The organism is Candidatus Nanopelagicales bacterium (assembly GCA_041393815.1).
Taxonomy (GTDB): Bacteria; Actinomycetota; Actinomycetes; order S36-B12; family JAWKJK01; genus JAWKJK01.
Genome location: JAWKJK010000001.1, coordinates 700637 through 713421 on the forward strand (window position 1 = coordinate 700637; position 12785 = coordinate 713421).

Sequence of the window (12785 nt, forward strand, 5' to 3'; positions counted from 1 at the left end):
CAATTCGACTTTCGATAATGAGAGTCTTGTTGTCGTTTCTAGTGGGCCCGGACCTCGTAGCCGTGGTCCACCAGCCGGCGCAGTAGCTCGTCGCGGTGGTCCGGGCCGCGGGTCTCGACCTGGACCACGATCTCGACCTCGTCGACGGCCAGGGTCGGCTCGGTCCGCACGTGCTCGACCTCCAGCACGTTGGCGTCGGCGTCGCCGAGCTCGACCAGCAGCTGCGCCAGCGAGCCGGGGGTGTCGGGCATCCGGACGGCGAGCGACAGGTAGCGCCCGGCCGACGCCAGCCCGAACCGGATGACGCGCAGCAGCAGCAGCGGGTCGATGTTGCCGCCGGACAGCACCGCCACGACCGGCGGCTCGAACGCAGCGGGGTCGTCCAGGATCGCCGCGACCGCCGCGGCCCCGGCCGGCTCGACCACCAGCTTCGCCCGCTCCAGCAGGAGCAGCAGGGCCCGGGACAGCGACGCCTCGGACACCGTGCGGATCTCGTCGACGTACCGCTGCACCAGGGTGAACGGGACGTCGCCGGGCCGGCCGATGGCGATGCCGTCGGCCATCGTGTGCATGCCGGTCACGGGGACCGGGTGGCCGGCAGCCAGCGAGCCGGGGTACGCCGCCGCGCCCGACGCCTGCACGCCGACCACGCGCACGTCGGGCCGCACCGACTTCACGGCCAGCGCCGTGCCGGCGAGCAGGCCGCCGCCGCCGGTGCAGACGAGGACCGTACGGACGTCGGGCAGCTGCTCGAGGATCTCGACGCCGACGGTGCCCTGGCCGGCGACGATGTCCGGGTGGTCGAAGGGGTGGATGAGCACCGCCCCGGTCTCCTCGCTGAACGCGCGGGCGGCGACGAGCGCCTCGTCGACGGAGTGGCCGTGGAAGCGGACCTCCGCCCCGTAGCCGCGGGTGGCCTGCACCTTGGGGATCGCTGCGCCCTCGGGCATGAAGACCGTGGCGTGCACGTCGAGCATCTGGGCGGCCACGGCCACGCCCTGGGCGTGGTTGCCCGCACTCGCCGCGACCACGCCGAGGGCGCGCAGGTTCGGCCCGAGCCGGGAGATGCGGGTGTAGGCGCCGCGGATCTTGAACGAGCCCGCGCGCTGCAGGTTCTCCGCCTTGAGCAGCACCGGGCCGCCGACGCGATCGTCCAGCCAGCGGGCCCCGGCCAGCGGGGTCTCGCGGATCACGCCGCGCAGCGCGTCCCGCGCGGCCAGCACGTCGTCCAACGTCACCGGGTCCGGCTCGGCGTCCATACCGCGCATCCTCCCCCCCGCCCCTCGCGGGCGGGGCCCCGACGGCGTAGAACGGATGCCGTGAGCACCCCGCTGACGCAGCGACCCGAGCCCGGAACGGCGAGCGACCCGGCCGCCCGCTGGCGTGAGGCACGCGCGGCGACCCGGGCCGCCCGCGGCGAGCCGCAGCCCGCCAACGTCCCGCGACCGCCGGGGCCGCGGGGGCTGGACGCCTGGCGCCAGCTGGTGCTGACGCGCAAGCCCCCGACGGACGTGTTCACCGAGCTGGCCCGCCGCCACCCGCGGATCGCCTACCTGCGGGTCGGGCCGGAGCACCTGTACTTCCTCAACCACCCCGACGCCGTCGCCGAGGTCTACCTCAGCCACGCCCGGGACACGATCAAGGGACGGGCGCTCCAGCAGACCCGCGCGGTCCTCGGCGACGGGCTGCTCACCGCGGACGGCGAGCACCACCTGCGCCAGCGCCGCCTGGTCCAGCCGGCCTTCCACCGCAACCGGATCGCCCGGTACGCGCAGGACATGGTCGAGGCCACCCTCGCGCACGAGGCGGGGTGGACCGAGGGCCGGCGGGTGGACCTGGCCGTCGACATGAGTGCCCTGACCCTCGACATCGTCGGACGGACCCTGTTCGGCACCGACCTGCGTGGCAAGGCCCGCGAGGTGGGCCATGCGCTGGACGAAGTCCTGGAGACCTTCCCCGTCCTGCTGCTGCCCGGGGCGGAGACGTTCATGCGGCTGCCGATCCGCCCGCGGCGCCGGATGGACCGGGCGACCGCGGACCTCGACGCGCTGGTCGCCCGGATGGTGCAGGAGCACCGGGAGTCCGGCGACACCGGCGACCTGCTGTCGATGCTGGTCGCAGCCCGGGAGGACGGCGTCGGCATGACCGACACCCAGCTGCGCGACGAGGTCGTCACGCTGGTCCTGGCCGGGCACGAGACCACCGCGATGCTGCTCACCTGGACCTGGTGGCTGCTGTCCACGCACCCCGCGACTGCGGGCGCGCTCCACGCCGAGCTCGATGGCGTCCTCGCCGGTGCCGCGCCGACGGTGGACGACGTCGCCCGACTGCCCTACACCCGCGCGGTCGTGGCCGAGTCGCTGCGGCTGTACCCGCCGGCATGGACCCTCGGCCGCCGCCTCGTCGCCGACGTCGAGGCCGACGGCTGGCTGATCCCTCGCGGCTCGCAGGTGTTGGCCAGCCAGTGGGTGCTGCACCGCGACCCGCGGTTCTGGGACTCGGCGCTGGCCTACCGGCCGGAGCGCTGGTTGGGCGCGGACGGCGCGTACGACGAGTCCGCCCCCGGACAGCCGCGCGGCGCGTGGTTCCCGTTCGGCTGGGGCAACCGGCGATGCATCGGCGACCAGTTCGCGCTGACCGAGGCGGTCCTGGTCCTGGCGACGCTGGCGCAGCGCTGGGCACCCGAGACCGTTCCGGGCCACCCGGTGGACGTGCGCCCGGCCGTCACCCTGCGCCCCAAGTACGGCATGCCCGCGGTCCTGCACCGCCGCGCCTGACCGGTCGCGGTCAGTCCGCGTTCCAGTAGCGGTCGCCGGCGAGGACGAGGGCGGCGGCGCCCAGGACGCCCGCGGCCTGCCCGCCGGCGGCCGGCTCGACCCGCACGCGGCGGGTGAACTCCAGCCCGGCGTACCGCGACAGTGCTTCGCGCAGCGGGCCGAACACCGGCTCCCCCACCTGGGAGATGCCGCCGCCGATGACCACCAGGTCGATGTCCAGCAGCGCGGCGGCGGACGCGACGGCGATGCCGACCGCCTCACCGGCGCGGGCGAACGCCGCGGCCCCGATGGGATCACCTGCGGCCGTGTCGGCGGCCAGCGTCACCGCGGTGGCCTCCGCGCCGGCCGCGCCTCTAGCGGCACCGGGCACCCAGCCCAGCTCCAGCGCCCACGCGGAGATCGCGGGGCCCCGGGCGTAGGCCTCCAGGCAGCCGCGTCCTCCGCACGCGCACGGCACCCCGTGCGGGTCCACCACCAGGTGCCCGACGTGCCCGGCGTTGCCGGTGCCGCCGTCCACCAGCCGCCCCCCGAGGATCAGTCCGCCGCCGACCCCGGTCGACACCACCATCCCGAGCATGTCGTCAAGCCCGCGCCCGGCCCCGCGCCAGTGCTCAGCGACGACGAGGCAGAGCGCGTCGTTGTGGACGCGCACAGGAACACCCGGGTATCGCTGGATGAGCCTGTCCCGCAACGGGAAACCGCGCCACCCCGTGATGTTGAGCGGCGACACCCGGCCGGCCGGCCACTCCATCGGCCCACCGCACCCCACGCCCACGCCGACCAGGTCCGGTGGCGATACGGCAGCACCGGCGGCGACCTCGTCGAGCAGCGCGACGATCTCCGCCCACATCCGCTCGCCGTCCGCGGCCGGCGTCGGGCGGCGACCGACGGACAGCACGGTCCCGTCCGCATCGACGACCCCCGCCGCCAGCTTGGTCCCGCCGATGTCGATCCCGAGGACGACCTCAGCCATCGAGCAGCTCGCGCAGTTCGGCGTCGATCTGCTCCTGCGACATCCCCGCCACGCTCGGCCGCGCCGCCTCGATGTGCCCCGGCGGCCGCTCGCCGGAGGGGAACGCGAGCATCGAGGCGGTGAAGCCGTGCAGGTGGGTGCGGCCGCCGACGGGGCCGATCTCCCCGGCGGCGAAGAAACCCGCGACGGGGACCCCGCCCAGGACGCGGCGCACCTCCGCCACGTCGTGGTCCGCCGTGGGGAACATCGACCGGCCGCGCCCGTTGCACGAGACCAGCAGCGCCCCGGCCAGCCCGCTCGGTCCCAGCCGGTCGCGTACGGAGTCCAGGATCGTCGTGAGGTCGTCGTCGGCCGCGTCGGCGTCGCGCAGGTGGAACTGCACCGTGCTGCCCACCGGCAGCACCTCGCCCACCGACAGGCCGCCGCGGTCCTGGTCGACGCCCACGATGCCGCGCACCAGGAAGTCCCCGCAGGCGTGCGTCGGCGCGTACTCGTCGATCGCGATCCCCAGGTGTAGCCCGCGGACGGCCAGCGCCTGCTCCTCCCGGGGCAGCGACTCCACGACCGCCCGCGCGCTGGCGAGCGCGGTCGAGCCGGCGAGCTCGAGGAGCACCGGCCCGTCGACCGCGGTCACCGTCATGGGCGGGCCGATCGGGCGGCAGCCTTGCGACACCATCGTCTGCACGGCCACGTCGCCGCCGAGGACGACCCCGACGGCACCGCGCTCGCGGATCCGGCCGTCGACGAGGAGCCGCGTGCCACCCCGGGTCGCCGACCCCGACGCGAAGCCGCCGATCACCGGTAGCCCCTCGAAACCGTTGTCCCGCTGAGCGAAGAACGCGTCGGCGGGGAACGTCCAGGGGTCCACCAGCAGGACCGCCACGACGTCGTCCTCGGCGCGGTGGGGGACGCCGTCGACGACGACCAGGTCCTCCGCGGCACGGGTGTCGAGGGTGAACGTGTCCACGCGGGCCCCGGGCAACCGGGCCGCCCACACGCTGGCCGCGGGAACCCGCTCGACCCCGACGCCGCCGCCGATCACCCCGTGCGCGTCGCACCCCACGACCGCCGCTGCGTCCAGCTCGCCCGCGGCCGCCCTCAGCGCGGCCGCCGCATCGGGCGGCTCGGCCCCCGACACGAAGACGAACGCCAGGTCGGGGGCTCCCCCGCCGAGGCCGTCGCGCGCCGCTCGGGCCGCCTCCGTGGCCGACGCCACCACGTCGTCGCCGATGACGAGGCCGTCGGCCACCCGGGTACGGCCGTCCCCGGCACCCGCTGCGGCCCGCTCGTCCACGTTCCCCATCCTGACGCACCGGGCATCCCGAAGGGGCTCGCCCACGGCGAACAGCAGGGGCGCGCCGCCGGGATCGGACGTACCGTCGGCGCATGACGGCCGTCGCTCCCCCGGTTCCACCCGACCTGCCCCGCACGCTCGCCGCGCTGCGCGAGTCCGGGCACCGGCACCGCACCGTCAAGGAGGAGGTGCGGGACAACCTGCTGCAGCGGCTGGGGCGCGGCGCGGACCCCTTCCCCGGCATCGTCGGGTTCGACGACACGGTGCGCCCCGAGCTGGAGCGGGCCCTGCTCGCCGGCCACGACGTGGTGCTGCTCGGCGAGCGCGGCCAGGGCAAGACCCGCCTGATCCGCAGCCTGGTCGGGCTGCTCGACGAGTGGGTCCCCGTCGTCGAGGGTTGCGAGATCAACGACGACCCCGGAGTGCCGGTGTGCGCCCGCTGCCGGCGACTGGCCGGCGAGCTCGGGGATGCCCTGCCCGTGACCTGGCGGCACCGCAGCGAGCGCTACGGCGAGAAGCTCGCGACGCCGGACACGTCCGTCGGCGACCTGATCGGCGACGTGGACCCGGTGAAGGTCGCCGAGGGCCGCACGCTCGGTGACCCCGAGACGGTCCACTACGGGCTGGTCCCCCGCACCAACCGGGGGGTGTTCGCGGTCAACGAGCTGCCCGACCTGGCCGAGCGCATCCAGGTCGCGCTGCTGAACGTGCTGGAGGAACGCGACATCCAGGTCCGCGGCTACACGCTCCGGCTCCCGCTCGACCTGCTGATGGTGGCCAGCGCCAACCCCGAGGACTACACCAACCGCGGGCGCATCATCACCCCGCTGAAGGACCGGTTCGGGGCGGAGATCCGCACCCACTACCCGCTGCGGGTCGAGGACGAGGTCGACCTAGTACGCCAGGAGGCGGAACTGCCCGCCCTGGTGCCGCAGCACCTGCTGGACACCGTGGCCCGCTTCACCCGGCTGGTCCGCGAGTCGCCGTCGGTCGACCAGCGCAGCGGGGTGTCCGCGCGGTTCGCCGTCGCCGCGGCGGAGTCGCTGGCCGGTGCCGCGCTGCGCCGCGCGGCGATCACCGGGGAGCAGGAGCCGGTAGCCCGGGTGTGCGACCTGCCTGGCGTCGTCCCCACGCTGCGCGGCAAGGTGGAGTTCGAGGTGAGCGAGGAGGGCCGCGAGGTCGAGGTGCTGCAGCACCTGCTGCGCCGCGCGGTCGCGGAGACGTTCCGCAGCCGGCTCGGCGGCGTGGACCTGGCCGCCCTCATCGACCGCTTCGACGAGGGCGGCACCGTGGTCACCGGGGACCTGGTGCCCGCGACCGCGCTGCTGGACGAGATCGGGCCGCTGGAGGGCCTGGGCCGACTGGTCGCGGCCGTCGAACCGGACGCCGGCGAGTCGCCGGGGCTGGTCGCCGCCTGCGTCGAGCTGGCGCTGGAGGGCCTCTACCTGACCCGGCGCATCACCAAGGACGACGTCGCCGGTCGCAGCGTGTACGGCGGCGCCGGTGGCTGACCCGGCGCTCGCCGCCGTCCCCGCCGCGGCCGGCCGGTCGCCGGTCCGGTCAGATCCGCTCGACCGTGACCGCGGTTCCGTACGCCGCGACCTCGTTCATCATGTCCGCGATCTCGCCGGAGTCGTAGCGCATCGCGACCACCGCGTTGGCGCCCACCTGGTTCGCCGCGTAGCGCAGCCGGTCGACCGCTTCGAGCCTGCTGTCGGCCAGCAGCTTGGTGTAGCCCTTCGCCTCGCCGCCGACCAGGGTGCGGAAGCTTGCGCCCATGTTGGAGAAGGCGTTGCGGGCGCGGACCGTCACACCGAAGACCTCGCCGTGCACCTCGGTGATGCGGTAGCCGGGCAGGTCGTTCGTGGTCACGACGATGATCGGCGGGCCGCTGTACTGCGCGGGGGCCGCGCCGATCTCGCCGGGCTGCTGCTCGCTGATCGACGCCTGGGTCTGGTCGGTCCACTGGGCGCCGTCCCACCAGCGCAGGCGGGTCGGGTCGTGCGGGTCGGGGTACCACCCGGCGGGCGGGTTCGCGGAGCCGGTGCTCCCGGTCTGGTCGGTCATGCCGGGACCGTACTGCCTGGGCGTACGGTGACGCGATGAGCCGGTTCCGCTACGGCGCCTACCGCGAGGGACCGGACCCGCTCGCGGCTCCGTACGACGCCGGCCGGGCCGTCGACGAGCTCGGCGAGCGGATCCTGGACGGCTCGTCGGTGCGCGACGCTCTCCGGGACCTGATGCGCCGCGGCGCCGACGGGCTGCGCGGGCTGGACGACCTGATGCGGCGGGCCCGCCAGCGCCGCCGGGAGCTGCAGCGCAGCGGCCGGCTGGACGGGACGCTGGAGGAGGTGCGCCGCCTGCTGGACGAGGCCGTCGACGCCGAGCGGCGGGAGCTGTTCCCCGACCCCTCCGACGACGCCCGCTTCCGCGAGGCTCAGCTGGACGCACTGCCGGACGACGCCGCCGGCGCCGTACGGGAGCTGGCGGAGTACGACTGGCGCTCCGCGGAGGCCAGGCAGTCGTACGAGCAGATCCGCGACCTGCTGCGCCGCGAGGTGCTGGACCAGCAGTTCGCCGGCATGAAGCGGTCCTTGCAGGACCCCGCGGACCCGGCCGCGCAGCAGGCGCTGAAGGACATGCTGGCCGACCTGAACGCGTTGCTGGAGAAGAAGTCCCGCGGGGAGGACACCGAGGAGGACTTCGCCGAGTTCATGCGGCGGCACGGGGGGATGTTCCCGTCGGACCCGCAGGACCTGGACGAGCTGCTCGACGACCTGGCGCGACGCGCCGCCGCGGCCCAGCGGCTGATGGACTCGCTCAGCCCTGAGCAGCGGGCCGAGCTTCAGGACCTGATCGACCAGGCCATGTCCGACCTCGACCTGGCCGCGGAGATGGGCCGGCTGCAGGACAACCTCCGGGCGCTGCGACCCGACCTGCCGTGGCAGGGCCGGCAGCGGATGGACGGCGACGAGGGCCTGGGGCTGGGCGACGCGACGGGCGCGCTGGCCGACCTCGCCGACGTGGAGTCGCTCGAGAGGTCCCTGCGCCAGGACTACGCGGGCGCGTCGCTGCAGGACGTGGACGAGGACGCGGTGCGCCGGGCGCTGGGCCGGCAGTCGGTCGATGACCTGCGCCGTCTGCAGGAGGTGGAGCGCGAGCTGGAGCGCCAGGGGTTCCTGACGCGTTCGGGTGGCCGGGTGGAACTGACGCCGAAGGCGATGCGACGACTCGGCCAGACCGCGCTACGGCGGGTGTTCGCGTCGCTGGAGTCCGGGCGCCGCGGCGACCACGACGTACGGGACGCGGGTGCGGCCGGGGAGTTCACCGGGACCACGCGGGAGTGGCGGTTCGGCGACGAGCAGCCGATCGACGTGGTCCGCACGGTCGGAAACGCCGTACGCCGGCATGTCACGACCCGCTCCGACGACCGGGTCCGGCTGACGGCGGACGACTTCGAGGTGCGCGAGACGGAGCGGCGCACCAGGGCCGCCGTGGCGCTGCTCGTCGACCAGTCGTTCTCGATGGTCATGAACGACACCTGGCGGGCGGCCAAGACGACGGCGATGGCGCTGCACGCGCTGGCGACCGCGCAGTTCCCGCAGGACGCCGTGCAGGTCGTCGCGTTCGCGAACATGGCCCGGGTGATCCGGCCGCACGACCTGCCGGACCTCGACGCCAGCGACATCCAGGGCACCAACCTGCAGCACGCCCTGATGCTGGCCGGCCGATTCCTGGACCGGCACCGGGACGCCGAGCCGGTCCTCATCGTCATCACCGACGGGGAGCCGACCGCGCACATCGACCGCGACGGCGAGTGGCGGTTCAGCTGGCCGCCGTCGCAGCAGACCGTGGACCTGACCGTCGCGGAGGTGGACCGCCTGACCAGGCGAGGCGTCCCGATCTCCTGGTTCCGGCTCGGTGACGACCCGCGGCTGGAGCGGTTCCTGGACGCGATGGCCCGCCGCAACGGCGGCCGGGTGCTGTCCGCCTCCGGGGAGCGGCTCGGCGACGTCGTCGTCACCGACTACCTGCGCCGGCGGCGCGGACGCCGAGCGTCGGCGTGACGGAGGGAGTCCGGCCCGGCCGCGGCCGGGCCGGGGACGCGCTCCCGGGATAGGGTCGCGCCTCGTGTCCGAGCCCGCGCCCGCGTCGAGGGGCGTCGCGCCGCACCGACGCGTCGGGCGCGCGCTACGGCGCACACCGATGTTCGCCGACCTGCCGCGCGAGGTCGCGGTCCTGTCGGCGATCGCCTTCTGCGTCGCGCTGGGCTTCGGCATCGTGGCGCCGGCGCTGCCGGTGTTCGCCCGGTCCTTCGACGTGTCCGCCCTGGCCGCGAGCGCGGTCATCTCGGTGTTCGCGCTGGTCCGCTTCGTCACCTCGCCGCTGGCGGGCGCGCTGGTCGACCGGGTCGGCGAGCGCACCGTGCTGGCCTCGGGGCTCGCGATCGTGGCCGTGTCGAGTGCCGTCGCCGGCCTGTCGCAGTCGTACGCGCAGCTGCTGGTGCTGCGCGGCATCGGCGGCCTCGGCTCGTCGATGTTCACCGTGTCCGCCATGGCGCTGCTGCTGCGGGTCGTGGAGCCGCAGCAGCGCGGTCGGGCGTCCGGCGCCTTCCAGGGCGGCTTCCTGCTCGGCGGCGTCGCCGGTCCCGCCGTCGGTGGCCTGGTGGTGGCGTGGTCGATCCGCGCGCCCTTCTTCGTGTACGCCGGCACGCTCGCGCTCGCCGTCGTCGTCACGCTCGCGTTCCTCACCCGCGCGCACCTGCGGGAGCGGGAGCAGAAGGTGGCCGGGGACGACGCGGGCGGCCTGGAGCCGCTGCGGGCGGCGCTGCGGGACCCGGCCTACCGGGCCGCGCTCGCGGTGAACCTGAGCAACGGGTTCGTGTCCTTCGGGTTGCGGGCCGCGCTGGTCCCGCTGTTCGTGGTGGAGGGCCTGCAGCAGGGTGCCGGCCTGGCCGGCGCGGGATTCCTGGTGGCCGCCGCCGTGCAGGCGGTCTTGCTGCTGCCCGCCGGCCGGTCGGCCGACACCCGTGGTCGCCGCCCCGCGCTGATCGTGGGCACGTCGGCCAGCGTGGCCGGGATGGCGTTCCTGGTGCTGTCCGACGCGACCGCGGGCGACGCCGGCACCGTGGTCGGGATCGTGCTGTTCTTCGTGTCGATGGCGGTGCTGGGCTTCTCCGCCGCCTTCCTCGGCTCCGCGCCCGCGGCGGTCGTCGGCGACATCATGGGCGGCCGGCGCGGCGGCATCGTCGTGGCGGCGTACCAGATGGTCTCCGACCTCGGCGCGGTCGCCGGCCCGCTGCTCGCCGGACTGCTGGTGGACCTGTTCGACTACGACTGGGCGTTCGCCAGTGGCGTCGCGGTGACCGTGCTGGCCCTGGTGATGGTGCTGCTGATGCCCGAGACCCTGCACCGCGGCCGGCACCCCGAGCCGGCCGCCGACGAACCCGCTGAGGAGGCGCCGTGACGGACCGTCCCGCCGAGGTCCCGGAGGACCCGATCGGCGCGAACCGGGACTACTGGGAGTCGCTGGCGGGCTTCCACGGCAGAGGCAACGACTCCTACTACGACGTCGAGGCGCTGGTCGCCGGCGAGCGCATCATGACCGAGCACGAGCAGTCGGCCCTCGATCGAGCGACGGAGGGGCACGGTGTCGCGGGGCTGCGGGTGGCGCACCTGCAGTCGCACATCGCGTTCGACAGCATCACGATGGCGCAGGACGGGGCCTCGGTCACCGCGCTGGACTTCTCGCCGACCGCGCTGGAGCGGGCCCGCGAGATCGCGGCGCGTGCCGGCGTCAGCATCGAGACCGTGCTGGCGGAGGCGACGTCCCTGTCGGGCGAGGAGTACGCGTCCCTGCACGGCTCGTTCGACCTGGTGTACGCGACGATCGGCGCGATCTGCTGGATCGAGGACATCGACGCGTGGATGCGGTCCGCCGCCGCGCTGCTGCGACCGGGCGGGCGCCTGGTGCTGGTCGACATGCACCCGCTGGCGAACTGCGTCGGCTCGACCGACCCGCTGCGGCTGGACTTCCCGTACGCCGGCGACGGCCCGCAGGCCTGGTCCGGGACCGGGTCGTACGCCAACGCCGACGCCCCCGTTGGCGGGACGACGGTGGAGTACGCGCACTCCCTCGGCGAGGTCGTGACGGCGGCGATCGACGCGGGGATGCGGGTGGATCGGCTCGAGGAGCACCTGTCGGTGGCGTTCGACCCGCGGGGGGACCTGCTGGCGGACGAGGGCGACGGCCGCTACCGGCTTCGGATCGGCCAGGGACGCGACGGCGGTCCGGGGGTCCCGCTGCCGATCATGTTCACCCTGCTCGCGACACGGTCGGCCTGAGGCCGGCGCGGCGCCTCCCGCCCCTCGGGTCAGACGCCGGCGAAGGCCGGGGCGACGCGCGGCCAGGGCCGGACCCGCTCCAGGGTCGCGGCCAGGGACAGCAGCAGGTGCTCGGTCCCGGGGCGGCCGACGAGCTGCACCGCCACCGGGGTCCCGGTCTCCGGGTGGGTGGCGACGGGCACCGTCATCGCGGGGAAGCCGGCGATGTTCCACGGCGCGGCGAAGGGGGCGTAGCGGATGTTGGCCGCCATGGTCTTGGCCCAGGAACCGTCGCCCCAGCGCTTGGCCTCGATCGGCGGCTGCGCCAGCGCAGGGGTGACCAGGACGTCGAACTGGGTGAGGTACTCGTTCGCCTTTCGCCGCCACGACTCCCGCAACCGCTCCGACATCAGCGGGCTGGTGCGCACCGCGCGACCGATCCGCGCGTGGGTACGCACCCGCGGCTCGATCCTGTTCTCGTCCAACGAGTCCACGTCGCCGGCGGCTCCCGCGAACCAGCGGACCAGGGCCGCGATCGCGGCACCTTGCGGGTAGGTGGGGCTGTCGCGTCGTACGTCGTGGCCCTCGACCCGCAGCACCGAGCCGACGGACTCGACCGCGGCGGCGTACGCGGGGTCGACCCGGACGCCGAGGACGGGTGGCCGCAGGGACAGCGCGACGCGCAGCCGGCGATCCGGTTCCGACACCTCGGCCCACTGCGGCCGGGCGGCCAGCACCGACATCACCAGGGCGGTGTCGGCGACCGTGGTGGCCAGCGCGCCGTTCTCGGACATGCCGTACCAGTCGGTGGCGCCGAGGTCTGCGGGGACGATGCCGAAGCCGGGCTTGAGACCGACGAGGCCGGTGCAGGCGGCTGGGATGCGGATGCTGCCCATCCCGTCGTTGCCGTGGGCGACCGGGACCATTCCGGTGGCGACGGCCGCCGCGGAACCGCCGGAGGATCCACCGGGGGTGCGGGTCGGGTCCCAGGGGTTGCGGGTGATGCCGAAGACCGAGTCGGTGGCGCCGTAGACGCACAGCTCGGGAACCCGGCTGAGGCCCACGACGACCGCGCCGGCGCCGCGCAGCCGCTTCACCACGGCATGGTCCTCGGCCTGCGGCGCGTCGCTGGTGGCGGCAGAGCCGACCCGCATCGGCTCGCCCTCGACGGGGACATTGTCCTTGACGGCGATGGGGACCCCGGCGAGCGGGAGTCCTGCCTTGTCCGCGCGCGCGTCGACGGCCGCGGCCTCGTCCAAGGCCTTGGCGGTCCGGACGACCTGGAAGGCCTCGATCTCGCCGTCGCGGGACGCGATGCGGGCCAGCGCCTCGGCGGTCGCGTCGTGGGCGCTCGCCGTCCCCGTGCGGACCGCGTCGGCGATCGAGGTCGCCGTCCACTCCTCGCGCCAGCTCGTCAT

10 protein-coding genes are annotated in these 12785 nt (G+C 74.8%); 5 read left to right on the top strand and 5 right to left on the bottom strand.

The genetic code is table 11. The features are described 5' to 3' along the window. Nucleotides 1-38: 38 nt before the first annotated feature. Nucleotides 39-1259 carry a threonine ammonia-lyase gene (ilvA, locus tag R2737_03190; GenBank protein ID MEZ5115253.1) on the bottom strand — a complete coding sequence of 407 codons (1221 nt, stop codon included), beginning with the start codon at nt 1257-1259 and terminating at the stop codon, nt 39-41. Between the two features lie 60 nt (nt 1260-1319). Between ilvA and R2737_03195 the strand changes: the two genes are divergently transcribed. Beyond that, nucleotides 1320-2777 carry a cytochrome P450 gene (locus R2737_03195; protein ID MEZ5115254.1) on the top strand — a complete coding sequence of 486 codons (1458 nt, stop codon included), beginning with the start codon at nt 1320-1322 and terminating at the stop codon, nt 2775-2777. A gap of 10 nt (nt 2778-2787) precedes the next feature. On the opposite strand, the gene R2737_03200 is transcribed toward R2737_03195, so the two are convergent. Both R2737_03200 and R2737_03205 read right to left on the bottom strand, forming a co-directional pair. Continuing rightward, nucleotides 2788-3750, bottom strand: a complete 963-nt coding sequence (locus R2737_03200; protein MEZ5115255.1) for an ROK family protein — start codon at nt 3748-3750, stop codon at nt 2788-2790. Beyond that, nucleotides 3743-5044, bottom strand: coding sequence for an FIST N-terminal domain-containing protein (locus R2737_03205; protein MEZ5115256.1), 1302 nt, complete (start codon nt 5042-5044; stop codon nt 3743-3745). The genes R2737_03200 and R2737_03205 overlap by 8 nt, the downstream gene beginning before the upstream one ends. Before the next feature lie 92 nt (nt 5045-5136). Between R2737_03205 and R2737_03210 the strand changes: the two genes are divergently transcribed. Further along, nucleotides 5137-6555 (top strand): magnesium chelatase, encoded by a 1419-nt coding sequence (locus R2737_03210; protein MEZ5115257.1) that lies wholly within the window; start codon nt 5137-5139, stop codon nt 6553-6555. Nucleotides 6556-6604: 49 nt separating this feature from the next. Here the strand turns inward: R2737_03210 and R2737_03215 are convergent, their stop codons facing one another. Next, nucleotides 6605-7111 (bottom strand): heavy metal-binding domain-containing protein, encoded by a 507-nt coding sequence (locus R2737_03215; protein ID MEZ5115258.1) that lies wholly within the window; start codon nt 7109-7111, stop codon nt 6605-6607. Between the two features lie 35 nt (nt 7112-7146). Here R2737_03215 and R2737_03220 point away from each other — a divergent pair, with 35 nt between their 5' ends. The 3 genes from R2737_03220 (at nt 7147) to R2737_03230 (ending at nt 11388) form a co-directional block, all read left to right on the top strand. Then, a complete protein-coding gene (locus R2737_03220; GenBank protein MEZ5115259.1) occupies nt 7147-9111 on the top strand; it encodes a VWA domain-containing protein in 1965 nt (654 codons plus the stop codon). A 139-nt stretch (nt 9112-9250) separates the two neighbouring features. Next, nucleotides 9251-10510 (top strand): MFS transporter, encoded by a 1260-nt coding sequence (locus R2737_03225; protein MEZ5115260.1) that lies wholly within the window; start codon nt 9251-9253, stop codon nt 10508-10510. Further along, nucleotides 10507-11388, top strand: coding sequence for a class I SAM-dependent methyltransferase (locus R2737_03230; GenBank protein MEZ5115261.1), 882 nt, complete (start codon nt 10507-10509; stop codon nt 11386-11388). Before R2737_03225 ends, R2737_03230 begins: the two co-directional genes overlap by 4 nt. 29 nt (nt 11389-11417) lie before the next feature. Here R2737_03230 and R2737_03235 read toward each other — a convergent pair whose 3' ends face one another. Further along, entirely contained in the window at nt 11418-12785 is a 1368-nt protein-coding gene (locus R2737_03235; GenBank protein ID MEZ5115262.1) for an amidase family protein, read from the bottom strand.

Coding starts and splice junctions, on each gene's coding strand:
- ilvA (MEZ5115253.1), bottom strand. CDS start 1,259: ATGGACGCCGAGCCGGACCCGGTGACGTTGGACGACGTGCTGGCCGCG.
- R2737_03235 (MEZ5115262.1), bottom strand. CDS start 12,785: ATGACGAGCTGGCGCGAGGAGTGGACGGCGACCTCGATCGCCGACGCG.
- R2737_03200 (MEZ5115255.1), bottom strand. CDS start 3,750: ATGGCTGAGGTCGTCCTCGGGATCGACATCGGCGGGACCAAGCTGGCG.
- R2737_03220 (MEZ5115259.1), top strand. CDS start 7,147: ATGAGCCGGTTCCGCTACGGCGCCTACCGCGAGGGACCGGACCCGCTC.
- R2737_03210 (MEZ5115257.1), top strand. CDS start 5,137: ATGACGGCCGTCGCTCCCCCGGTTCCACCCGACCTGCCCCGCACGCTC.
- R2737_03225 (MEZ5115260.1), top strand. CDS start 9,251: ATGTTCGCCGACCTGCCGCGCGAGGTCGCGGTCCTGTCGGCGATCGCC.
- R2737_03215 (MEZ5115258.1), bottom strand. CDS start 7,111: ATGACCGACCAGACCGGGAGCACCGGCTCCGCGAACCCGCCCGCCGGG.